Source organism: Pseudomonas sp. GD03842 (assembly GCF_029841165.1).
Taxonomy (GTDB): Bacteria; Pseudomonadota; Gammaproteobacteria; order Pseudomonadales; family Pseudomonadaceae; genus Aquipseudomonas.
In genome coordinates this window covers 106,382-129,981 of record NZ_JAOCEA010000017.1, presented here as the reverse complement: position 1 = coordinate 129,981, position 23,600 = coordinate 106,382, and the positions used below count along the sequence as shown (strand labels likewise).

General features: G+C 60.0%; 21 protein-coding genes and 1 pseudogene. 7 read left to right on the top strand and 15 right to left on the bottom strand.

Annotated features, from left to right (window positions below; all coding sequences use genetic code 11):
• Positions 1 to 1,310, bottom strand: a 1,310-nt coding sequence (locus N5D61_RS22015) for a lytic murein transglycosylase (protein ID WP_279894238.1), incomplete at its 3' end; no start/stop codon positions are given.
• An 88-nt stretch (positions 1,311 to 1,398) separates the two neighbouring features.
• A complete protein-coding gene (gene arfA, locus N5D61_RS22010; RefSeq protein WP_279894236.1) occupies positions 1,399 to 1,557 on the bottom strand; it encodes an alternative ribosome rescue factor ArfA in 159 nt (52 codons plus the stop codon).
• A gap of 223 nt (positions 1,558 to 1,780) precedes the next feature.
• Here arfA and N5D61_RS22005 point away from each other — a divergent pair, with 223 nt between their 5' ends.
• A complete protein-coding gene (locus N5D61_RS22005; RefSeq protein WP_279894233.1) occupies positions 1,781 to 3,460 on the top strand; it encodes a hypothetical protein in 1,680 nt (559 codons plus the stop codon).
• A 116-nt stretch (positions 3,461 to 3,576) separates the two neighbouring features.
• Here the strand turns inward: N5D61_RS22005 and N5D61_RS22000 are convergent.
• Positions 3,577 to 3,710: pseudogene (locus tag N5D61_RS22000) on the bottom strand (transposase); the annotation flags it as partial.
• Between the two features lie 153 nt (positions 3,711 to 3,863).
• On the opposite strand from N5D61_RS22000, the gene N5D61_RS21995 reads away from it, so the two are divergent.
• The gene (locus N5D61_RS21995) at positions 3,864 to 5,246 is read left to right on the top strand and encodes a hypothetical protein (RefSeq protein WP_279894231.1); all 1,383 of its coding nucleotides are present in this window, start codon (positions 3,864 to 3,866) and stop codon (positions 5,244 to 5,246) included.
• Between the two features lie 20 nt (positions 5,247 to 5,266).
• Positions 5,267 to 5,548, top strand: coding sequence for a hypothetical protein (locus N5D61_RS21990; protein ID WP_279894229.1), 282 nt, complete (start codon positions 5,267 to 5,269; stop codon positions 5,546 to 5,548).
• A 21-nt stretch (positions 5,549 to 5,569) separates the two neighbouring features.
• On the opposite strand, the gene holA is transcribed toward N5D61_RS21990, so the two are convergent.
• The 3 genes from holA to leuS form a co-directional block, all read right to left on the bottom strand.
• A complete protein-coding gene (gene holA / locus N5D61_RS21985; RefSeq protein WP_279894228.1) occupies positions 5,570 to 6,607 on the bottom strand; it encodes a DNA polymerase III subunit delta in 1,038 nt (345 codons plus the stop codon).
• A gap of 42 nt (positions 6,608 to 6,649) precedes the next feature.
• Complete coding sequence (lptE, locus tag N5D61_RS21980) at positions 6,650 to 7,255, bottom strand: LPS assembly lipoprotein LptE (protein ID WP_279894227.1); 606 nt, start codon at positions 7,253 to 7,255, stop codon at positions 6,650 to 6,652.
• A gap of 91 nt (positions 7,256 to 7,346) precedes the next feature.
• Positions 7,347 to 9,953, bottom strand: a complete 2,607-nt coding sequence (leuS, locus tag N5D61_RS21975) for a leucine--tRNA ligase (protein WP_279894224.1) — start codon at positions 9,951 to 9,953, stop codon at positions 7,347 to 7,349.
• A 291-nt stretch (positions 9,954 to 10,244) separates the two neighbouring features.
• Between leuS and N5D61_RS21970 the strand changes: the two genes are divergently transcribed.
• Positions 10,245 to 10,643: a hypothetical protein gene (locus N5D61_RS21970; RefSeq protein ID WP_279894222.1), complete on the top strand. Its 399-nt coding sequence runs from the start codon at positions 10,245 to 10,247 to the stop codon at positions 10,641 to 10,643.
• An 84-nt stretch (positions 10,644 to 10,727) separates the two neighbouring features.
• The gene (locus N5D61_RS21965; protein ID WP_279894220.1) at positions 10,728 to 11,489 is read left to right on the top strand and encodes a YdcF family protein; all 762 of its coding nucleotides are present in this window, start codon (positions 10,728 to 10,730) and stop codon (positions 11,487 to 11,489) included.
• Between the two features lie 111 nt (positions 11,490 to 11,600).
• Here N5D61_RS21965 and lnt read toward each other — a convergent pair whose 3' ends face one another.
• From lnt to miaB, 5 genes are all read right to left on the bottom strand, one after another.
• On the bottom strand, positions 11,601 to 13,121 hold the full coding sequence (gene lnt / locus N5D61_RS21960; protein ID WP_279894218.1) for an apolipoprotein N-acyltransferase: 1,521 nt from the start codon (positions 13,119 to 13,121) through the stop codon (positions 11,601 to 11,603).
• Positions 13,122 to 13,145: 24 nt separating this feature from the next.
• Complete coding sequence (locus tag N5D61_RS21955; RefSeq protein WP_108239580.1) at positions 13,146 to 13,988, bottom strand: HlyC/CorC family transporter; 843 nt, start codon at positions 13,986 to 13,988, stop codon at positions 13,146 to 13,148.
• Between the two features lie 5 nt (positions 13,989 to 13,993).
• Positions 13,994 to 14,494, bottom strand: coding sequence for an rRNA maturation RNase YbeY (gene ybeY / locus N5D61_RS21950; RefSeq protein WP_108239581.1), 501 nt, complete (start codon positions 14,492 to 14,494; stop codon positions 13,994 to 13,996).
• On the bottom strand, positions 14,487 to 15,494 hold the full coding sequence (locus N5D61_RS21945; RefSeq protein WP_108239582.1) for a PhoH family protein: 1,008 nt from the start codon (positions 15,492 to 15,494) through the stop codon (positions 14,487 to 14,489). The genes ybeY and N5D61_RS21945 overlap by 8 nt, the downstream gene beginning before the upstream one ends.
• A gap of 237 nt (positions 15,495 to 15,731) precedes the next feature.
• Positions 15,732 to 17,060 (bottom strand): tRNA (N6-isopentenyl adenosine(37)-C2)-methylthiotransferase MiaB, encoded by a 1,329-nt coding sequence (gene miaB, locus N5D61_RS21940; protein ID WP_108239583.1) that lies wholly within the window; start codon positions 17,058 to 17,060, stop codon positions 15,732 to 15,734.
• 135 nt (positions 17,061 to 17,195) lie between these two features.
• On the opposite strand from miaB, the gene N5D61_RS21935 reads away from it, so the two are divergent.
• Positions 17,196 to 17,522 (top strand): DUF1820 family protein, encoded by a 327-nt coding sequence (locus N5D61_RS21935; protein ID WP_108239584.1) that lies wholly within the window; start codon positions 17,196 to 17,198, stop codon positions 17,520 to 17,522.
• Between the two features lie 9 nt (positions 17,523 to 17,531).
• Here N5D61_RS21935 and N5D61_RS21930 read toward each other — a convergent pair whose 3' ends face one another.
• From N5D61_RS21930 to N5D61_RS21915, 4 genes are all read right to left on the bottom strand, one after another.
• Positions 17,532 to 18,095, bottom strand: a complete 564-nt coding sequence (locus N5D61_RS21930; protein ID WP_108239585.1) for a tetratricopeptide repeat protein — start codon at positions 18,093 to 18,095, stop codon at positions 17,532 to 17,534.
• 401 nt (positions 18,096 to 18,496) lie between these two features.
• Complete coding sequence (hemL, locus tag N5D61_RS21925; protein WP_108239586.1) at positions 18,497 to 19,780, bottom strand: glutamate-1-semialdehyde 2,1-aminomutase; 1,284 nt, start codon at positions 19,778 to 19,780, stop codon at positions 18,497 to 18,499.
• Positions 19,781 to 19,829: 49 nt separating this feature from the next.
• Entirely contained in the window at positions 19,830 to 20,456 is a 627-nt protein-coding gene (gene thiE, locus N5D61_RS21920) for a thiamine phosphate synthase (protein ID WP_108239587.1), read from the bottom strand.
• Positions 20,457 to 20,480: 24 nt separating this feature from the next.
• A complete protein-coding gene (locus tag N5D61_RS21915) occupies positions 20,481 to 21,278 on the bottom strand; it encodes a hydroxymethylpyrimidine/phosphomethylpyrimidine kinase (RefSeq protein ID WP_108239588.1) in 798 nt (265 codons plus the stop codon).
• A gap of 334 nt (positions 21,279 to 21,612) precedes the next feature.
• On the opposite strand from N5D61_RS21915, the gene N5D61_RS21910 reads away from it, so the two are divergent.
• Entirely contained in the window at positions 21,613 to 23,571 is a 1,959-nt protein-coding gene (locus N5D61_RS21910) for a hybrid sensor histidine kinase/response regulator (protein ID WP_108239589.1), read from the top strand.
• Positions 23,572 to 23,600: the final 29 nt, after the last annotated feature.

Sequence of the window (23,600 nt, the reverse complement as noted above, 5' to 3'; positions counted from 1 at the left end):
AACTCTTGCGTGGGATACCCGTCCGCAGGCCAGCCAAAAGCCTGCTGAGCGCTACGGATCGCCTTGCGCGTGTTGGCGCCGATAATCCCGTCTGCAGCGCCAGCATCGTACTGACGGGCTGACAGCAGGGTTTGCAGCTCGATACGCTCTGAACGGCTCAGTGGGCGATCACCGCGCGGCCACTGGGCAATCACATAACCGCCGCCACTGAAACGCTCTGACAGCAGCCCGACGCCCAACGCGTAGGAAGAGGAGTTGTTGTATTTGAGGATCGCGCGGAAGTTGTCCATCACCAGAAATGCCGGGCCTTTGTACCCGGCGGGCAACAACAACGCAGCCTGCTGTTGCAACAGGTTGGCTGGCAGCGCGCCACCGCTGGGTAGTTTCAGGCCCAGTTGTTGCCATTCACCGACGCTCTTGCGGGTCGAGGCGTCCGCCAGTGCATAGTCGAAACCCGGGCGCAATTGCACCTCGAAACCCCAGGGCTGCCCTTTCTGCCAGCCAGAACTTTGCAGGTAATGGGCGGTGGAGGCGAGGGCGTCCACGGGTGAATTCCAGATGTCGCGACGGCCGTCTCCGTCGAAATCCACCGCGTGAGTGTTGTAGGTCGTGGGAATGAATTGCGTCTGCCCCATGGCCCCCGCCCAAGAGCCGAGCATGCTCTGAGCGTCAATGTCTCCATGCTGGATGATCTGCAGCGCCGCGATCAGTTGGTCCTGCGCGAACTGCGGGCGGCGGCCTTCATAGGCCAGCGTCGCCAGCGAGCGGATCACCGACTGGGTACCCTGGAACTGCCCAAAGCTGCTTTCCATGCCCCATACCGCAACCAGCGCCTGACGATCCACGCCATAGCGCTGTTCGATGGCGTTGAGCACATCCGCGTACTGCGCCAGCAGCGCCTGACCCTTGCGCACGCGCACTGGCGACATCGCGCCGTCAAGGTATTCCCAGACTGGCCGGGTGAATTCAGGCTGGCTGCGGTCGGCTTTGACAACGCTCATGTCAGGGGTAATGCCGGCGAACGCGTTATCGAAGACATCGGCGCGGATCCCGGCGGCAAGCGCCTGTGCGCGGAAGGCCGTCTGCCATTCGGCAAAGCTCATTGCTGGCTGGATTTCGAAGTTCGAATCGTCGGGCTGGGCGACGGCAGTCTGGGCGTTTGACGCTGGCTTGGCGACCGCCATAGGGGCGGTTTGCAGGGGAGTGGCGACGGCAGCGGTGGGTTGCTCCGCGCAGGCGACCAGCACAAGGAAACTGGAGGCGGCGATCAACTGGCGAACGGGCCAGCGATGGGAAAAGCTCGAGGGCATTCTGGGGTCCACAGGGATAAACCGTAAGGTGCAGACCTTAACATGTCGGCCCTGTCGGCGGGGCGCCGGTCAGTAACCTGAAATGTTTTCAAGCCGCCATAACGGAAGAAGCCTCCCAGTTTTTCGACTGGAAGGCTTCGCGGCGGTAGCTGCCTTTGCCCTTGGCGGGTTGTTCCTGGCGGCTGCGGAACAGGGGCTGGGCGATGATGGATTTGGCTTTGTTCGGCCGCTTTTTGGCTTTGGTCATAGAGAACGCTCTTGGGTCGGTTAACCATGGGGCGGGGATCATCGGACAACGAGGTCTGTACGTCCAATTGATCGCCGCTATCGACATGTCGAATCCTCTTTCCAACCGCATGCTTATCGCGAGACGTTCTTGCCTGCTGTCACTTCTGACAGTAGTTGCGCGCGCAGTCCTGTAGCAGAGTTTTTCAAGGAGTGGCCAATAAGCACCATGACTGGAGAAGCACATGAAAAGGATTTTCATACCCTTGCTGCTGTTTTTGATTCTGGGTGCCTGCACCCGTACAGAAACGCCTGAGGTTGCGCCAACGGTTCAGGCGCGCCAGGCAACCCTCGCAACCGTAGCCGATCGCCTTATCGCTCGTTATAACAGCGCTGTGACCAGTTGCGCCGGGGGCACGCCAGCCTTCAATTGCTCCGGCGTGTTGATCCGGCGAGTGAATTACGATCCGAACTCCGATTTCTGGGGGTATAGCGCCGATGAAGCACGTGTGGGTTCTGCGACCTTTTCTTACATCCGCAATGGATTGAATTCCAGTAGCGATGACATCACCAGCGGCTACGTTCTGATGGATCCAGACAGCGCCAAGGCCGCAGGTAAGCTTGTACTCAAAGCACGCTGCATATTTCCATTCATGGCGGATGCTCAGTCAAACAGCCGGGCAATGCACGGTTGCGGATTTGCCAATCGACCCGATCCCACACCGTTGCCTGACGATCTGAGCAATTGCGCCACACTAGCGGTTCCGGCAGTGACCCCGCCCGCCTGGATCAAGAACTTTAACGAACACGGTCCTAGCCGTATCAATCAGTGCTCGTTGAGCACCATGGTTGCAGCACAGTTTGCCACGAGCTTGACGGTTAGAGCCTCCTACCCGGATCTCACAAAGCTGTACGGCAATGAACTCCTCTTTGAACCGTGGGAGACTCAGGCGCCTGCAAATCTTCCAATCGAAGCTATTTTCTATAACGCCTCGAAGGAGGGCAGTCTGGTCAATGCGCAGGCACTCAAGCATGCCTATCGAACGAAGACCGATATCGAATTGCCGATCATTCGACTGGACTTTGGTACAGGCGCGAAGCGTTTCGTACTGAGGGAGGTTGACCAGGAAGACGGCTGGACGGTTGCCAAGCGGCTGAATGAACGTTACGCCAATACCACTGGTGAATGCCCTGGCGCGAAAGCGGCGGTGTATTGCAGCGGAGTGCTGGCTCGAGCTATTTCCTACAGTACTAGTTACAAGGCATGGAACCCTAACCCCGGCAGCGCGCAACCTGAGGGCGTGTCGTTCAGTTTCTTGAGGGCGGATGTAAAGACGTTGGCGATGTTTCGCGACAAGCCGGCGGGGATCATATTTCGCGAGTTGGAGTACGCACACAATGCGGGGATGACGCCCGTGCAGGCTTTATGCATTTTTATTGATGATGGCGCTACCGATCGGCGTCTTGATAAAGGATGTGGCGCTCACGCAAAACATCCGACTGGAAGTGCAAGTTGTGCTTCGCAGGGTATTACAACATTTGACCAGTTTCGCCAGCATTACCTGTCGATAGCCAATTTGACCACCCGTCGGGAACACGAATGCAGCCTCGCTATCGAACCCGTGCCGTTCATGCTGTCCATTGAGGCACGACGCCAACTGGTGACCGGTAGCGAATCCGTCTATCACCGCTTTAACGAACTGATGATCGAGGCCTGGCCCATGGACATCCCGTCCCGACTACCGCTCGACACTTTTTACTACGTTGCCGGTGAGAGCAGCGGTGATGGACTCAGGCAAGCCAAAGAAATCCAGAAAGACTTCTGGCGCTCGACCGACGGGCAAATCAAGCCGGTCATTCGGCTAAACCTTGCAGCGTCAGCGGGCGATTGGTTCACGTATCAACGTGAGGAGCAGGCGTATTGATCAGGCTCGTACAACCATCGGAGTGAATGCCGGCACGCCGTGCCTTCAGTTGCGCGCCGTGTTTGACCCGAACCGTTTGGTGAGAGCGCGACACACCGAGACTTTCGCTGACCAGCTTCACTGGCACTGACCGCTGGCAAGCTGACTTCCTGATAAAGCTTGCGCCATGGGAAAAGCTGGTTGGCGTGATGCCGTTGCGCGTGACGCCCACCGAAACGCTTTGCCCGGGTTCCATGCGTTCGCGCACCATGGCCAGCTTTTGCTCGCTACTTCAGCTCTACTGGTGCTCCTGGTCACTGTCATTTTTGACAGTCGACAATAAATAACTTCAGAACGCTAACGGAAATCTGCGGGATGGATAAGGGCGAGGTCGGTAACGCCGAGCCTGTCAAGGAGAGACTATATGAAGACCTTGATGCTCATCATGAGCCTGTTGATGCTCGGCGGTTGCACGACCAGCCATGTACCTTCGATAGCCAATTCGCAGCAAATGGCCAGCGGTGTTGCGCGGCCGCTGGAGGATCTCGAAGACAGGCTTACAAACCGCTACATCAGCAACGTGGCGAAATGTTCGGGCGATAGGCCTGCATACAACTGCTCGGGGCTTCTCATTCGGCGTGCGAACTACAATCCGAGCTACGACTTCTGGGGGCTCAGCGCTGACGCCATTCGACTGGGCTCCACGACCTTTTCCTATATCCGTAGCGGCGTTAATTCGGACAGCAGTGATCTGACCAACGGGTTTATCAGGATGGACCCCGACAGTGCACAGCAGGCGGGCAAGCTGGCGGTCAATGCGCGCTGCATTTATCCGTTCATGGCCGACACTCAGGAGAACAATCGAGCAATGCACGGATGCGGCTTTGCGAACGGGCAAGACCCCATTCCTCTTCCCGCCGATCTCGCCAGTTGTGCGACCTTATCAATGCCTGCGACATCGCCTGATGCCTGGATTGAAAACTTCATTAGCCACGGCTCTTCCCGCATCAACCAATGTTCGCTGAGTACGAAAGGCGCAGCGCAGTTCATCACCAGCCTGACGGTGCGTCCGCGCTTTCCGGACCTGACCCGCGCCTATGGCAATGAGATCCTCTTTGAGAACTGGAACACGGCCGACCCCGCTCGGTTGCCGATCGAAGCGATTTTTTACGAGGCTTCCAGAGGAAGCTTGCTCAATGCTCAGCAGCTCAAGCTGGCTTATCAAGCCAAGTCTGGCATCGAGTTGCCCATCGTCCGCATCGATTTGACCAACAGCGCCAAACGCTTCACTGTGGTAAGGGCTGGCGACGGCGAAGGTGCGCTGGTAGCCCAGCGTTTGAACGCGCGACACGCCAATCTCACGCCATCGTGCGCAGGAGGGCAGGAGGCACGGCCCCTGTGTACTGCAGCGGCGTCCTTGTTCGCGCTGCGTCATACAGCACCAATTATCACGCCTGGAACCCCAACGAGGATTCCGCTCCTGCGGGCGCAACTGCCCTCTCCTATCTCCGAGGAGATATCAAGACGCTGGCGTTGTACAGCAGTAAAGGCCAGGGGATCATCTTTCGGGAATTGGAATCTATTCCGGCAGGGCTGCCTGCCATGCGTGCGCTATGTATCTACATGGCCGATGCCGATAGTTGGAAGCGTGCTGACAAAGGATGCGGGCTGCACATTAGCAGTCCGACCCCAGGGAGCGAGAGCTGCGCTTCCCAAGGTATCACCACGCTGGCACAGCTGGGGGCTCATTGGCGTACCCCTCTCGAGACGCCTGAGTGGGAGCGACGGAACCACCAGTGCAGTTTAGCGATCTCACCTGCGTCCTTCATGCTGGCCGTCAATGGACGCAAGGAAAACATCACTGGCACGGAGTCACCTTATTACCGCTACAACGAGATCATGATCGAAAACTGGAAAATGAACGCGGCTGAGTACGTCGATGCGGTTTATTACATCTCGGGAAATGCCGAAGGGCTTCGGCAAGCGAACGAAATCCAGCAAGACATCCGGCGCTCAGCTGACGGACTGATCAGGCCGGTCATACGCATCGACTTGAATCGAGCGGCGGACGCTGTGTTCAGTTTTCACCCGGAAGATCAGTCGTTTTGACGTCGTGAGGGCGTTGGGAAACTATTCCGACGGCAACGCCAGCCGCTGTCCGGCCATGTGCAGCGCAAGCAGGTTCAGATTGTTCCAGACTGAGCCGGGTGCCTGGCCCTTGATTTGCGCGTCGATGTACTGAGCGTCCATCAAGAGCTGATTCCAGCGTCGCGCTGAGTGGCGTTGTAGGGCTTTGCTCATCAGCGGCCTGCGCTTGTCCCAGATGGGCGGACGGGCTTGGCTGAAGGCTTTATCGAGCGGTGTCCCCTGGCTGAACTGCAACGCAAGATTGGCCAGCACGCGCAACTCTCGGGACAACGCCCAAAGAATGACTGGCGGCTCGACACCTTCGCCGCGCAGGCCTTCAAGTATGCGCAAGGCGTGGGAAGCTTCGCCGTTGAGGATCGCGTCGGTCAGGCCGAACACGTCGAACCGCGCACTGTCCGCCACGGCCGCCTGCACGGTTTCGACCGTGATCTGGCCGTCCTCGGCCATCAGCTTGAGCTTCTCGATTTCCTGCGCGGCGGCAAGCAGGTTGCCTTCCACACGGGCGGCAATCAGCTCCACGGCGTCAGGGCTTGCGGCCAGACCGGCTTGTGCCAAACGCTGGCGAATCCATTGCGGTAGCTGGCTCGCATCCACCGGCCAGATCTGCACGAATTGAGTCTGTGGACCCTCGACCAAGGCCTTGCCCCATTTGGTCTTCTGCGCGGCGCCGTCCAGCTTGGGCAGGCTGATCAGCAACAGCGTGTCTTCGGCAGGGCGATTGCAGTATTCCAGCAACGCAGCGGCGCCTTTATCGCCGGGTTTTCCCGAGGGGAGGCGCAGTTCAAGCAGGCGGCGTTCGGCAAACAGCGACATGCTGGCACCCGCTTGCAGCAGCGTGCCCCAGTCAAAGCTCGAGTCGGCGCTGAACACCTGACGCTCATCGAAGCCTTGCTGGCGGGCAGCGCTGCGAATGGCGTCGCAGGCTTCCTGGCATTGCAGGGGGTCGTCGCCGCTGACGATGTAGACAGGCGACAACGCACCTTGGAGGTGTTTGGAAAGCTGGGCGGGGGCGAGTTTCATGGTTCAGAAACGATCGGGGCCGGCGAACCGGCCCCGATGCTGTCACTTGGTCGGGAATTCGACAGGTGACTGCTGCGGCGTCTCGTCGCGAATGCGTTGAGCCGCTGCTTCGGCGTCGGCCTGCGCGCGGGCGGCGGCATCGGCCTTGGCTTGCAGTTCGTCGAGACGGTCGGGTGTCAGCTGTTGCAGACGCGCGATCATCTTCTGCACGAGTTCACTGCGCATTTCTTTGCGCACCTGTGCGGCTTCTTGGTCGGAGCCGATCAGGTTGTTGCCGTCATGCACGAAGGTGCGGGTCGACTGGACGTTGTCGTCCAGCAGTACCACGTTCTTGGTGCCCTGGATCTGATACTTGAGCACCGTGGTCAACTCGTACTCGGCGGAGCGACCCGAGCCGGCGTAGCTGGCGGTGCGCTGGGTTTCATCCTCGCGCGCCAGGAACAGTTTGTACTGGGCACCGGTGTACACATGTACGCCGCTGTTGCTCAGGGTCTGACGCAACTGGGTCACTACGTCGCCATAGGCATCACGAGCACTGACGTCCAGTTCCTTGACGGCCAAGGTGTTGGTGCCGGTCCCGCGCAGCTGGAAACCGCAGGCGCTCAGCAATACGGCGAGGCCCATTACCAGCAGGTTGCGTTTGATCATCTTGTAGCTCCCCTTGAATCCGTTTGAGCCCGAAGCGGCGGGCCCTGGAAGTGTTGTGGGCGCCTGGTTGAGTGCCAGGCGCCTGATCCAATCAGCTGGCGACGATGTTCACCAGTTTGCCGGGCACGACGATCACTTTGCGAATCGTCAGGCCCTCGGTGAAGCGCAGCACGTTTTCGTTGGTGCGGGCAGCGGCTTCGACGTCTTCGCGGCTGGCGCTGGCAGACACTTCGATCTGACCGCGCAGCTTGCCGTTGACCTGGACCACCAGTTGCAACGTGTCCTGCACCAGCGCGGCCTCATCGACCACGGGCCATTGGGCGTCGATCACCGGGTCGGCGTGACCCAGCGCGTTCCACAGTTCGTGACTGATGTGCGGCGTGATCGGGGCCAGCAGCAAAGCCACCGTTTCCAGGCCTTCCTGAAGCAGACCGCGGTCCTGTTCCGATGCCTGGGGGGCCTTTTCCAGCACGTTCATCAACGTCATGACCTGTGCGATGGCGGTGTTGAATTTGTGGTGCTGGCCAACGTCCTGGCCGGCTTGCCTGATTGCCAGGTGGATCGAGCGGCGAATGGCTTTCTGATCGTCGTTCAGGGCTGCCTTGTCCAGCGCGCCCGGAAGGCCCGCCGCCACGTGGGTCTGCGCCAGGCGCCAGACGCGCTTGAGGAAGCGATGCGAACCTTCGACGCCGGAGTCGGACCATTCCAGGCTCATGTCAGGCGGCGAGGCGAACATCATGAACAGACGGCAGGTGTCAGCCCCGTACTGGTCGATCATCGACTGAGGATCGACGCCGTTGTTTTTCGATTTGGCCATCTTCTCGATGCCGCCGATTTCCACCGGCAGGCCATCGGCGATCAGCTTGGCGCCAATGATCTTGGCCTTGCTGTCGCGTTCGAATTCGACATCTGCCGGGTTGAACCAAGTCTTGCTGCCATTGGCTTCGAGGCGATAGAAGGTCTCGGCGACCACCATGCCCTGGGTCAGCAGGTTCTTGAACGGTTCGTTGGAGCTGACCAGGCCTTCGTCACGCATCAATTTGTGGAAGAAGCGTGCATACAGCAAGTGCAGGATCGCGTGTTCGATACCGCCGATGTATTGATCGACCGGCAGCCAGTGGTTGGCGGCTTTCGGATCGACCATGCCGCCTTCGTAGTGAGGCGAGGCGTAGCGTGCGAAATACCAGGACGATTCGACGAAGGTGTCCATGGTGTCGGTTTCGCGTTTGGCCGGTGCGCCGCATTTAGGGCAGGTGCACTCGTAGAACTCAGGCATGCGCGCCAGGGGCGAGCCTGCTCCGTCCGGCACCACGTCTTCAGGCAGCTTGACCGGCAACTGATCTTCAGGAACCGGCACGTCACCGCAGGCGTCGCAGTGGATGATCGGGATTGGGCAGCCCCAATAGCGCTGGCGGCTGATGCCCCAGTCGCGCAGGCGGAACTGGGTGCGCGATTTGCCGAGATCTTTTTTGATCAGCGCGGCTTCAATGGCGTCGAACGCTCCCGCGAAGTCCAGACCGTCGAACTCCCCGGAATTGATCAATTGGCCGTGCTCGCCATAAGCGTCTTGCCAAGGGGCCGGCGAAGCGTCGCCAGCACTGGTACGCACCACCGACTTGATCGGCAGGTCGTATTTGGTCGCGAATTCGAAGTCCCGCTCATCGTGGGCGGGAACGGCCATGACCGCGCCATCGCCGTAATGCATCAATACGTAGTTGGCGACCCACACCGGCAGCTTTTCGCCGGTCAGTGGGTGCTCCACGAACAGGCCCGTCGGCAGGCCCTTCTTTTCCTGGGTCGCGACGTCGGCTTCTGCGACGCTGCCGCTCTTGCACTCGTGGATGAAGGCTTGCAGCTCGGGATTGTTCTGCGCTGCCAGGGCCGCCAGCGGGTGCTCGGCGGCGACGGCCACGTAGGTCGCGCCCATCAGGGTGTCAGGGCGAGTCGTGAAGACTTTCAGTGCGCCCGCTTCGCCGATCGATGCCTGGTCGTAGGGGAACTGGACTTCCATCCCGCGCGATTTGCCGATCCAGTTACGCTGCATGGTCTTGACCTGTTCAGGCCAGCCCGGCAGTTCGTCGAGGCTCTCAAGTAGCTCATCGGCGTAGGCCGTGATCTTGAAGTAGTACATCGGGATTTCGCGTTTTTCGATCACCGCCCCGGAACGCCATCCGCGGCCGTCGATGACCTGTTCGTTGGCCAGCACGGTCTGGTCGACCGGGTCCCAGTTCACCGTGCCGTTCTTGCGGTAGATCACACCCTTTTCGAACAGGCGAGTGAACAACCACTGCTCCCAGCGGTAGTAGTCAGGCTTGCAAGTCGTGACCTCGCGGGACCAGTCGATCGCCAGGCCCAGGCTCTTGAGCTGGGTCTTCATGTAGGCGATGTTTTCGTACGTCCACTTGGCAGGGGCGACGTTGTTCTTCATCGCGGCGTTTTCCGCCGGCATGCCAAAGGCGTCCCAGCCCATCGGTTGCAGGACGTTCTTGCCCTGCATGCGCTGATAGCGCGCGATCACGTCACCGATGGTGTAGTTGCGCACATGCCCCATGTGCAGCTTGCCGCTCGGGTAAGGGAACATCGACAGGCAATAGTAAGTGTCCTTGCCGGGTTGCTCGCTGACTTCAAACGACTTTTGCTCTTCCCAGAACGTCTGGGCGGCGGCTTCGGTTTCGCGGGGCTGATAGAGTTCGTGCATGGCTACTTTTGACTAAAGATGGGTGACCCTTGACCGCTTCGCTGCATTCCCGGACCGGATGGGCGTGCTGTTCAGGCAAGGCCGTTCGGTGGCGCGGTGTGTTCGTGTCCGGGTGAGCGGAAGTGGAATGACAGGAAGCCCCGTAGCATACATGAGGGCAGACTGCCGAGGGAAACCCTGATTACATGCCTCAAGCCCCCGCCCGCCGTTGGTCGCGGCACCGCGCCAGTTTTTGCAGTGCCGCTAAGCTCATTGACGAGGGTATGGGTTTATCTTCAGTGAGGTGAACGGATGGCAGAGCTGCGGCACCAAGCAAAGATTTCTGATCTGTATGACCGTTTGATCGATCGTCTGGGGCTGGCCCTGGACATGGCAAAAACAGCAGTCCGGCTTCGTGACGAGCACCCCCTCGAACTGGAGTTGCGTGGGTTGAGCCACGCCGAATTCCAACTCATCGAGGCTTACCTGGACCGAAGCGAAATACGCCAGGCCGTCTTGAAACAAGCCGTGGTCAAAGAGGAAACACTCGGCGTAAAGAAAGGCAGTTCCAGCACTTCACGGGAGCCTTCGGAGCCGTCGTTCCGTGCACCGCGTCCGGCAGCCAATGTCATCTGGCTGAAGGATCAGCGTCGTGCCAAGGTGTCGGCGAAGTTGAGTCGCTACAGTTCCAGTAAACATTTCAAGCGGTAACCTCTGCGGGTCTCATTCCCGCCTGTTTAAGCATTGTTGCTTAGTGTCATTCCCATTAGGCTTCGGGCATCTCTGGAGATGCCCATGCCTTTTCGCTACTTCATCAAGAATCTTCTTTTGCCCCCAGGCGCCTTTTTACTGCTCCTGTTGTTCGCCTGGTGGTTGAGAAATGCCCGGCCCCGGCTTGCGCGGATGCTGTTTGCCATTGGGCTGATCGGGATGACGGCGATGAGTTTGCCGATTGTCGTGCAATGGTCGGCGAGGGCCATCGAGACCGTTCCGCCTTTGTCACAGGACGATTGGGCCATCCTGGCGCAGCGCGCCGATGCCATTGTGGTGCTGGGATCTGGGCGTGAGCGCAACGATCCGAGCTGGGGCGCCGATATTCCCACGGGCGTCGCGCTGGAGCGGATGCGCTATGCGGCACGGTTGTCGAAAGCCTCGGGCCTGCCGATTCTCACCACCGGTGGCCTGCATTTCGGGGCGCCTCCGAGCGAAGCGTCGATCATGGCCGAGTCACTGCGCGATGACTTTGGCGTGAGCGTGCGTTGGCAGGAGGGGGAGAGCCGCACGACCTGGGAAAATGCAACCATGAGCGCGGCGATCTTGCTGCCCCAGGGCATCAAGCGGGTGGTCGTGGTGACACAGGCCTGGCACATGCCACGGTCGGTCTGGAGTTTCGAGAAGGCAGGCTTTGACGTGGTGCCCGCGCCGGTCGGTTTTTTGAGCGTCGACAACGCTCGCCCATTCGGTGGCTGGACGCCTGAGGCCAAGGCGGTCTGGCAGAGCGGGCAGTTGTTGAATGAAGCGGCGGGACTGGTCGGGTATCGGTTGTTTTATCGCTAGGGCGGCATGCTCTCTTTTGTAGGAGCGCGCTTGCCCTCGACGGCGGTTTATCAGTGAGTTCACCTCTGACTGACAGAACGCCATCGCGGGCAAGCGCGCTCCTGCAATGACCTAGACCGTCTTGGCAATCCGGCTCGCCAGCAGTGCCCAGCCAATCAACAGCACCGACAGAATGATCAGCGGCCACGAACGCCAATGCAGGTAAGGCGTGAGGTTGTGCATCGGCGTCACCTCGCCGTACATCACCGCACGCTGGAACTGCGGGACAGTGCGGGTGATTTTGCCGAATGGGTCGATCAGCGCGCTGACGCCATTGTTGGTGGCGCGGATCATCCAGCGTCCGGCCTCCAGAGCCCGCATCTGCGCCATCTGCAGGTGTTGCAACGGACCGATCGAGGTGCCGAACCAGGTGTCATTGCTCACTGTCAGCAGCAAGTCGCTCTGGGCGGACAGGCCGGCCGCAAACTCCGGGTAGACCACTTCGTAGCAGATGAACGGAGCGATTTCGTAACCTTTGGCCTGCAACAGGGCCTGATCGGCGGGGCCGCGGGCGAAGTCAGACATTGGCAGGTCAAAGAAGGTGATCAACCCGCGTAGCAGGTCCTGCAGCGGCACGTATTCGCCAAACGGGACGAGCTTCTGTTTCAAATAAGTGCCGTCACCCTCTCCGGTCACCGTGATCGCGTTGTAATAACGGAATTCGCCGCGGCCGGTTTTCTGCCGCAATGGCACACCCGTGATCAATGCCGCGTCTCGGTCGGCCGCAAATTTGCCCATGACCGACAGGTAGCCCTCCACCGACTCCTTGAGTACCGGCACCGCGGTTTCCGGCCAGACGATCAGGTCGGCCTTCTGCGACGCGAAGGTCATGTCGCGGTACAGCGCCAGTTGCGCGTTAAGCGCAGCCGGGTCCCACTTCATGCTTTGTTCGACATTGCCCTGCATGGCCGCGACTGTCAGCGGCGCGCCGGACGGCTCGGTCCACGCGTGGTTCTTCAGGCTCAGGCCAATGACCCAAGGCGCGAGCAACAGAACGACGCCTGCGGCGAGAAAGCTTTTGCGGGCGCGCAGCCGTGGAAGGTTGCAGAGCAGGGCGGCGGTCAAGGCGAGACTGAACGAGATCAGCCACATCCCACCCAATGGCGCGAGGCCTTTCAAGGGACCATCAAGCTGGCTGTAACCGGAATAAAGCCAAGGGAAGCCGGTCAGGAACCAGCCACGGAACATTTCCTGGCCAAACCAGAATGCTGCGAAAGCGAGCGCGTCGGCCAAAGGCGCTTCGTTGCGACGAATCCAGCGGGCCCACAGGAAGGCGGGCAGGGCGAAGAAGAACGCCACCGATGCGCAGAACAGCACCATCAGGAATCCGGCCAACCACACCGGCGCTTCACCGTAGGTGTGGATGCTGACGTAGATCCAGCTGGTGCCGCCGCCGAACAGCCCGAAACCGTAGCACCATCCGCGCCACAAGGCCTGCCGAGGCTTGAGATCACGCAGCCCCAGGTAGAACACCACCAGCGCGACGATCGCCAGTGGCCAGATATCGAACGGCGCCAGGGCCAGAGTGGTCAGTGCGCCAGCCGCCATGGCCAGCAGATTACCGGGCCAGCCGGGGCGGGTGATCCAGCGCATTTACGATCCTTTATGAAGGTAAGACTACGAGCGGGAGATCGGGCTCAGGCGCAACAGGTGAATACGACGGCTGTCCGCGTTCAGGATGCGGAAACGGTACGCGCCGATTTCGGTGATTTCATTACGCTTGGGCAAGTGCCCGAACGCATTCATCACCAGGCCGCCGACGGTGTCGAACTCGTCATCCGAGAACTCGCTGTCGAAAAACTCGTTGAAGCTTTCGATGGGGGTCAGCGCCTTGACCAGGAAGTCACCGCTGGGCAGCGGCTTGATGTAGCTGTCTTCCTCGACATCGTGTTCGTCTTCGATGTCGCCGACGATCTGCTCGAGCACGTCCTCGATGGTCACCAGCCCGGCCACGCCGCCGTATTCGTCGATGACGATGGCCATGTGATTATGGTTGGCGCGGAACTCGCGCAGCAAAACGTTCAGCCGCTTGGACTCCGGCACGAAGGTCGCAGGGCGCAGCAAGTTCTTCACATCGTCCGCGCCGCCGTTTTCCCTGAGGATCAGTGGCAGCAAGTCTTTGGCCAGCAGCACGCCCAGCACATCGTCGTGGCTTTCGCCGATGACCGGATAGCGCGAGTGCGCCGAATCGATCACCGCGGGCAGGAATTCGCGAGGGCTCTGGCTGGCCTTGATGCTGATCATCTGCGAGCGCGGCACCATGATGTCGCGCACTTGCAGGTCGGCGACCTGGATGGCGCCCTCGACGATGGCCAGCGCTTCGCTGTCCAGCAGCTTGTTCTGATGGGCTTCGCGCAGCAGCTCCAGCAGCTCCTGACGGTTTTTCGGCTCATGGGCAAATGCCTGGGTCAGTTTGCCCAACCATGACTTTTGCCCGTTGCTCGATCGATCTTCGCTCATAGCCCTTACTCGTGGTCCTTGCCAGGTGTTTCTGAAGTGGGTGTGTCGCCGAGCTCATCGTCGGCGTAGGGATCGGGATAGCCAAGCTCTGCAAGCAACTCTCGTTCCAGCGCTTCCATTTCCTCGGCTTCTTCGTCCTCGATATGGTCATAGCCCAACAGGTGCAAGCAGCCGTGGATCACCAGGTGCGCCCAATGGGCGTCCAGCGCCTTGCCCTGCTCGACGGCTTCGCGCGCGACGACCGGTACGCAAATGACCAGATCGCCCAGCAGCGGGATGTCGAGCAGTTCGTCAGGGACTTCGGCAGGAAACGACAGTACATTGGTGGCGTAGTCTTTGTGACGCCAGGTGTGGTTCAGTTCCCGGCCTTCGGCTTCGTCCACCAGGCGGATGGTCATTTCCGAATCCGCCGCGCGCTGACGCAAGCCCATTTCACACCACAGACGGAACTGGGCTTCGCTGGGAGCGCTGGCGTGAGTCGCGATCTGCAAATCCAGCTCAAGCATCGCGGCGGGATTCCCGGGTGGGCTGCGGATCATTATGGCTCGCCTCGAAGCGCTCGTAGGCTTCGACGATGCGTTGCACCAGCGGGTGGCGCACGACGTCCTTGGGCTTGAAGTGAGTGAAACTGATGCCCGGCACGTCCTTGAGCACTTCTATGACGTGGGTCAGGCCTGACTTGGTGCCGCGTGGCAGGTCGATCTGCGTGATGTCACCGGTGATCACTGCGGTGGAGCCAAAGCCAATACGGGTCAGGAACATCTTCATCTGCTCGACAGTGGTGTTCTGACTTTCGTCGAGAATGATGAAGCTGTTGTTAAGGGTGCGCCCGCGCATGTAAGCCAGCGGCGCGACTTCGATCACCTGTTTTTCGATCAGTTTGGCAACGTATTCGAAGCCCAGCATCTCGTACAGCGCGTCGTAGAGCGGCCGCAAATACGGGTCGATCTTCTGCGCCAGGTCGCCCGGCAGGAAGCCCAGCTTTTCACCCGCTTCGACGGCCGGACGGACCAGCAGGATGCGGCGAATCTGCTCGCGCTCCAGTGCATCGACCGCAGCCGCCACCGCCAGGTAGGTTTTACCCGTACCTGCCGGGCCGATGCCGAAGTTGATGTCGTTGCCGAGAATTTCCTTCACGTAGCGCTGCTGATTCAAACCACGCGGGCGAATCATGCCCTTCTTGGTGCGCAGCGCAACGCCCGCGTCGGCGGCAGGGTGGTTGTCCAGCGCTTCGACGCCGGACTCCTGCAGGAACAAGTGGACCATGTCCGGAGACAGTTCGGTGCTCTTGGTCTCCCGGTACAGGCGTCGCAGCAGGTTTTCGGCAGAAGTGGTCTGTTTGCGCTCGCCAATCATTTCGAACTGGCCTCCGCGATTGCGGATTTCGATGTCCAGCCGCTGTTCGATCAGGCGCAAGTGCTCGTCGAATTGGCCGCACAGATTGGCGAAGCGATGGGCCTCGATAGGTTCGAGACTGAAACGATGAGGTTCGATAGGTGCGTTCAAAGTGGTTATCAGCCGCCCGACGGCAATGAATGTGGAATGAAGGATAACCCCTGTGGGCAGTGTCCGAAAGGGCCCACTTACTAATGGTCGGATTGGATATTGCGATAAAACCCGTAGGAGCGCGCTTGCCCGCGATAGCTTTCTGTCAGCCAGCAGTGTTTTGTCTGAAACACCATGGTCGCGGGCAAGCGCGCTCCTACAGGATTTTGCGCCATCGCTGGCTTGCGGCGTCTGTCCCTATTGCAACAGCGAACCGCGCAGCGAGTGCGGTTGTGCGCTGTCGATGTACACGTCAACGAACTGCCCGATCATCTTCGGGTTGTCACAACGGAAGTTGACGATGCGGTTGTTCTCGGTGCGCCCCTGGAGTTCTCCCGGGTCTTTTTTCGAATAATCGGTGACCAGGATGCGTTGCACCGTGCCCGCCATGCGGCGGCTGATTTCGAAGCCCTGGCGATCGATCAGCAGTTGCAGCTGTTTCAAACGCTCCTTCTTCACCTCTTCCGGGGTGTCGTCGTGCAGATCGGCTGCCGGGGTCCCCGGGCGCTGGCTGTAGACGAAGGAGTAGGAAAAATCCATACCGACCTCTTCCACCAGCTTCAGGGTCTGCTGATGGTCTTTCTCGGTCTCGCCGGGAAAGCCGACGATGAAGTCGGAACTGATGCAGATATCTGGCACAGCGGCGCGGAGTTTGCGCAAGCGGGATTTGTATTCCAGCACGGTGTGGTTGCGCTTCATGGCCGCCAGAATGCGGTCGGAACCCGATTGCACTGGCAGGTGCAGGTGTTTGACCAATTCCGGCACTTCGGCATGGGCCTGAATCAGGCTGTCCGAAAACTCCAGCGGGTGCGAGGTGGTGTAGCGAATCCGGTCGATGCCGTCGATGGCGGCGACCACGCGAATCAGCTCGGCCAGATCGGCCACGCGCCCGTCGTGGGTGGTGCCGCGATAGCCATTTACGTTCTGGCCCAACAGGGTCACTTCACGCACGCCGTTTTCCGCGAGATGGAAGACCTCGGTGATCACGTCGTCGAACGGGCGGCTGACTTCCTCGCCGCGGGTGTAGGGCACCACGCAGAACGTGCAGTATTTACTGCAGCCTTCCATCACCGAGACGTACGCGCTCGGGCCATCGACGCGGGGCTCGGGCAGGTGGTCGAACTTCTCGATTTCAGGAAATGAGATATCCACTTGCGGGAGCCGGGTGACCCGCGCTGCGTCGATCATCTCGGGCAGGCGATGAAGGGTCTGGGGGCCGAAGACCACGTCGACATAGGGCGCACGGTCGCGAATGGCCTCGCCCTCCTGGCTGGCCACGCAGCCGCCCACGGCGATCACCATTTCCGGATTGGCCAGTTTCAGCTCACGCCAGCGGCCTAGCTGGGAGTACACGCGATCCTGGGCGCGTTCGCGGATCGAGCAGGTATTGAGCAGGATCACGTCGGCATCTTCCGCGCGAGCGGTGACTTCCAGCGCTTGATGTTCGCCCAGCAGATCGACCATGCGCGAGCTGTCGTACTCGTTCATCTGGCAACCGTGGGTTTCGATGTAAAGCTTCTTGGCCATGCGGGTTCGGATTCATCAGGTGATTCGAAGAACCGCGCATTATAGTGACCCGAGCCTTGGGTTCCTAGCGTCGCCTAACGAGCGGCGTGCTATAGTTCGCGCCCTTTTCAAAACACCGATCATTGCCTGCCTGTCATGACCAAACGCGAAGCTCCAATCTACAAGGTGATTTTTCTCAACCAGGGCCAGGTGTACGAGATGTACGCCAAGCAGATCTATCAAAGCGATCTGTGGGGCTTTCTGGAAGTCGAGGAATTTGTCTTCGGCGAGCGGACCACGGTGGTCGTCGATCCGAGCGAGGAGAAGCTCAAGGCGCAGTTCGATGGCGTAGTGCGCAGTTTCGTGCCAATGCACTCGATCGTGCGTATCGATGAGGTGGAGCGCATGGGGACCGCGAAAATCAGTGAAGCGCGCCCGACCGGCAACGTCATGCCGTTTCCGATGCCGATGCCGGAAAAGTAAGCGACTCGATCAGGGCTTGCTGGTGTCAGGGAAGGGTGCGAAAGGCGTGCGCCCTTCAGCGGTTTGCAGTTCCAGCAGGTATTTACGGAAGATTTGCCCCAGCACCTGGGTGGCGACGTCCAGGTCTTCCTTTTTCATTTGCCCGGACACTTCGTCGGCTTCGTCCAACGCGTCTTCGGAGCCATTGACCGCGGCCATCTTCAGCACGATGTAAGCCTGAATGTTATTGGCCTGTACCCCTTCGCCACGGAAAAACATCAGACCCAATTGATATTGCGCCTGTGCATGGCCCTGCAAAGAAGCCTGCTCGAAGTAGTTGAGTGCCTGAGTGAGATCACGCGGCGCATTCTTGCCGTCGTAATAGAACTGTCCCAACTCGTATTGCGCTTGTGCATCCCCACTCTGCGCCGCCTGCTGGCAAGCCGCTAACGCTGCGGGCAGGTTGTCTGGCTGGGTGTTCAGGGTGCAGCGACCCACCGCTGGGATTAACAACGAGTTGCCACCTGCATTCGCCAGCAGGGGATGAAGAAGCAACAGGCAGCCCAATGCAAGGGTGCGGCCGGTGCGATTCATGGAAGTCGACTTACCTCTGAAAAAGGTGCGGGTAATGCCCGTCCAGCTGAACGTGCTGGCTGCGCATTATGAAATAAGCGGGGCCTACCTTACAAAGTCTTTGCACAAATTCTGCCGCACGGCCTTGATTGGCCTGACTTCAGGCGCTCAATCCGACGTGCGGATATAACGATTCAACAAAATAACGCAGAAACAACCCAAATCAACTGCAAATACCTTACTGGACTCTGTAAGAGCGTGGCTGTCTGTGGGCCGTACTCGGGCAATCTGCCGGGGACCGGTTGCAAAGCCTGAATCCCCGGCTTACTGACTCTCCAGGTTGGTCGGTTTTACGACGGCTTCGCAGCCGATCATCCGAATGCGGCCCAGAGGCAAGCCACGCTCCTACAATGGCAGCGAGGTTATTTCAGCTGCGCAAATGCTTTCTCAGCGGCTTCCAGCGTCAGTTGCAGCTCTGCATCGCCATGGGCGATGGAGGTGAACCCTGCCTCGAACGCACTTGGCGCCAGATACACCCCACCCTCGAGCATCAAGTGGAAGAAGCGTTTGAAGCGCTCGGCGTCGCTGCTCATCACGTCCTGGAAGGTGACGATTGCTTTCGCGTCGGTGAAATACAGGCCGAACATGCCGCCTGCCTGGGTGGTGGTGAACGGAATGCCGGCAGCGTCGGCACGCTGCTGCAGGCCGTCGAGCAGGCGCGTGGTGTAGGCCGTCAGTTCATCGTGAAAATTCGGACGGCTGATCAGGCGCAGCGTCGTCAGGCCCGCGGCCATCGCCAATGGGTTACCCGAGAGGGTGCCCGCCTGGTAAACGGGGCCCAGTGGAGCGATATGCGACATGATTTCGCGTTTGCCGCCGAAGCAACCCACGGGCATGCCGCCGCCGATGATCTTGCCGAACGTGCTCAGGTCCGGGGTGACGCCATAGTGGGCCTGCGCGCCACCGAGGGCCACACGAAACCCGGTCATGACTTCATCGAAGATCAGCACCACGCCATGCTTGTCGCAGGCGTCGCGCAGGCCTTGCAGAAAGCCGGGGGCTGGTGGCACGCAGTTCATGTTTCCGGCGACGGGTTCGACGATGATGCAGGCCACTTCCTGGCCCACATCCGCGAGCATTGCGTTGACCGCGTCAATGTCGTTGAACGGCAGGGTCAGCGTGTGTTTGGCGAATGCCGCCGGGACGCCTGGCGAACTGGGAACGCCCAGCGTAAGCGCCCCGGAACCGGCCTTGACCAGCAGGCTGTCGGAGTGCCCGTGATAACAACCCTCGAATTTGATGATGCTGTCGCGGCCCGTGTAGCCACGCGCCAGACGAATCGCGCTCATCGTGGCTTCGGTGCCGGAACTGACCATGCGCACCATCTCCATGGAGGGGACGATGGAGCACACAAGGTCCGCCATTTCGGTTTCCATGGCGGTCGGCGCGCCGTAGGACAGGCCATGTTCCAGTTGCTTACGCACGGCTTCCAGCACGTCGGGGTGGCTGTGGCCGAGAATCATCGGCCCCCATGAGCCAACGTAATCGACGTAGCGCTTGTCGTCTTCATCGGTGACGTAGGCGCCGGCTGCATGTTTGAAGAACAGCGGCGTACCGCCGACGCTCTTGAAGGCGCGAACCGGTGAGTTGACGCCGCCGGGGATGTGCTTCTGGGCGTTGGCGAACAGGGTTTCAGAACGGGACATGATGAGGTCTCTGTTTGAATCGAAAGAGATGAACCGGCCCGATGTGGAATCAGGCCGATTTGAACAAGTCGTTGAAGGCGCGAGCGCGACGGGTGACTTCCTGAGTGGTTTCAGCGCCGAACAAACCCTGCACCACCGCCAGCAAGTCAGCCCCCTGCGCCACCAGCGGCGCGGCGTTTTCCAAGGTGATCCCGCCAATGACGGCAATCGGCAGCGAGATTCGCTTGCGCGCCTGCGCCAGCATGTCGAGGCTGCACGCCGGGGCGCCCGGCTTGGTGGTGGAATTGAAGAAGCGGCCGAAGGCCACGTAGGTCGCCCCGTCGGCCTTGGCTTTTTCGGCCAGTTCGATCTGCGCATGGCAGGTCGCGCCGACGATAGCTTTATGGCCAAGCAAAGCACGGGCATCGGGCAGCGAGCCGTCGGTCTGGCCAAGGTGCACGCCGACGCCCAGACGTGCGGCGACTTCAGCGTCGTCGTTGATGATCAGGCGGGTCTTGTAGCGCTCACACAATTTGAGCAGTTCCGAGGCTTCACGCAGTCGACGGGTTTCGTCGCCGGACTTGTCGCGGTATTGCAGCAGCGTCACGCCACCGTCGAGGGCGGCTTCGACATAAGCGAGGAATTTTCCGGCCAACAGTTGGCTGTCGGTCACGGCGTACAAGCCACGCAGTTTCATCAGGGGTGCCTCTTGTTCGTGGCGTTACGAGCAGAAATCCAGTGGCAGGCGACGCGGCACGAACTGGCCTTTGCCCAGTTGTTCAGCGTCGCGCAAGGTGCGCCAAGTGTAGTCCAGGGCTGTTTCCACAGCGCCCAGCACGTCCTGACCCAGTGCCAGTCGACCGGCGAGGGCGCTGGCCAGGGTGCAGCCGGAACCGTGGTAGCTGCCAGGTAAACGCTGACAGGTAAAGGTGCGCGACGGGCCATTGCGGGTGTAGAGACGGTTGTGGACTTCATGCTCATCGCCGTGGCCTCCGGTGATCAGCAAATGTCCACAGAAGGGCAGCAGCTTGTCGGCGCACTCGTCGGCAGTGCCTTCTGGCAGCTCGGCGAGAATACGCGCTTCGGGCAGGTTCGGCGTGGCGATGGTGGCTAATGGTAACAGGCGTTCGCGCATGGCATAGCCCACTTCGTCCTTGCCCAAACGGCCGCCGCCACCGGCCCGCAGCACCGGGTCGCAGACCAGCGGCAGATGCGGGTTGGCTTGCAGCAATTCGACGACGGTGTCGACCATTTCCAGCGAGCCGAGCATGCCCAGCTTGACGGCAGCCACTGTCGAGTCGTTGAGCACGGCATGGGCTTGGGCCAGCACCCATTCGCGATCCAGCACCCGAAAATCGGTGACGTTCACGGTGTCTTGCACCGTCAGGGCAGTGACCGCAGGGGCGGCGTGGCAACCTTGGGCGAGCAGGGCTTCGATATCTGCCTGCAAACCGGCGCCGCCACTGGGGTCGTGGCCGGAGAGACAGAGGACAACGGGGCGGGAGCTATAGATAGTCATGGTGCGCGAGCTTACCACTAAAGCTTTTGTCGGGCCGATGGTGGGTATCACAATTTTCCGGATCTCAAGCCGAACCCCTCTAGACCGGGTCTTTGAGAAGAAAGATGAACGGTGGTCATGAAAGGTTAAGGAAAGGCAGATGTGTGACGATTTAAATAGTGTCATCCAGCTATCAAACGCTATGCTTTCGCTTAGCTGTGTTCTTCCTGCCATCAGAGAAAAAGCAAGTGCGTTGCCCGCTATCCCAGTTGGCCGGGGCATCCCGGAACAAAATGTCGCCTTCAATGGTTCGGGAAATCTGCGACGCCGCCCACGCTGAAACGGGCGGTTTCCCATGCGTTTTCTTCTGATCGGGTTGCTGATGCTGGTGCCGATGCTGGTCAGCGCCGTGGATTTCAATGAAGACACACGCAATTTGCCGCTAGGCCCGGCGACCCTGGTTTATGAAGACCCCACCGGCGCAGCCACCATCGAAGAGGTCGCCTCTCCCCAAGGGCGGGCGAAGTTTCAGGCGTTGAACGCCAGCGCGCTGAATGCCGGGTATTCCCGTTCGGCGTATTGGTTGAAAGTGGATTTGACCTACAGACCACTCAATCCCGTGGCGGCCACGGACTGGTTGCTGGAATTGGCCTATCCGCCCATGGACCATGTCGACCTTTATCTCGCCAGCGAGGGCGCAATACCCAGCCTGACGTGGCAGACCGGGGACACGCTGCCGTTTTCCAGCCGTCAGATCAGGCAAAACAACTACCTGTTCGACCTCGACCTCAAGCCCCATGACACCAAGACCGCCTATATTCGAGTGGCCAGCCATGGCTCATTGCAGGCACCGCTGAACCTCTGGGCCAGCCACGCCTACATCGAAGAGCAGCCCTCACGGTTCTACATTCTCGGCATGATCTACGGCGTGCTGGCCGTGATGCTGGTGTACAACCTGTTCATTTACCTGAGCGTGCGGGATACCAGCTACCTCTATTACATCCTCTATATCGTCTGCTTCGGCCTGTATCAGGTCTCGGTCAACGGCGCGGGCATCGAGTACTTCTGGCCAGACAACCCTTGGTGGGCGAACACCTCGACGACCTTCCTGATGGCGGCAGCGCTCCTCTTTGCCAGTCAGTTCGCGCGCAAGTTCCTGCAGACCCCACGGTTGGGACCTTGGCTGGACGTTCCTTTGGTACTCACCATGGTCTGCGCCGCAATCATCATGGTGCTTGCGTTGTGCATGGATTACGGCATCGCTTTGCGCCTGGTCACCGCGCTGGTGCTGGTGTTCACCCCGGTGATCCTGTTGATTGGCGTGGTTGCCTGGCTTCGAGGCCGCCGCGTGGCGCGCTATTTCATCGTTGCCTGGTCAGCGTTTCTGCTGGGGGGCGTCGTCAACGCCACGATGCTGCTGGGGCATCTGCCGAACAACTTCTGGACCATGTACGCCAGCCAGATCGGCTCGGTGGTGGAGGTTGCACTGCTGTCGCTGGCATTGGCCGATCGCATCAACACCTTGCGCGAACGCCAGGCGCAAATCATGGCCCAGTCCAGCCAGGACCTCGAAAAGCTCAACCAGCAACTCGCAGTCAGCAACCGCTTGAAAGATGAGTTCCTCGCCACCTTGACCCATGAACTGCGAACGCCCATGAACGGTGTGATCGGCTCCCTGGAGCTGATGCAAATGGAGAGTGACCAGGACGAAATCGAACTCTATCGCCAGACCGCCGCGGACTCCGCGCAAAACATGATGGGCATCGTCAACGGCATTCTCACCCTCACTGAGCTGCAGGCTCGGCGCATCGCCGTGCAAAACGCGACGTTTAGCCTGCGTCATCTGCTGTTTCAGGTGCGCAGCACGTTCGAGCCCTTGGCGCGAGACAAGTCGCTCGCGTTGAACATCGAGATCGACGAAACGCTGCCTGACAGTCTGCACGGCGATGCCCTTCGCTTGCGCCAATGCCTGGATTGCCTGCTGGACAATGCAATCAAGTTCACCAAGGCCGGGTCGATTCGTGTCCGCGTGAGCGGCCACGTCATCAATGACCGGGATGTGCGGCTGGTGCTGGATGTCATCGACACCGGTATCGGCTTTGCCCGGTTGGATGAAGAGACGCTCTATGCCAACTTCTACCAAGTCGACGGCTCCATGACTCGGGAATACGGCGGGCTCGGCATCGGGCTGGCGATCTGTCGGCAATTGATCGAGCTCCAGGGCGGGCGTCTGAGTCATCAATCCGAGCCGGGCAATGGCAGCCAGTTTCGCCTCAGCCTGGACGTGCAGCGCGCGGCGTTGCCGGTGACTTGAGCGAGGAAGGACCGCACGGCACGGGCGAG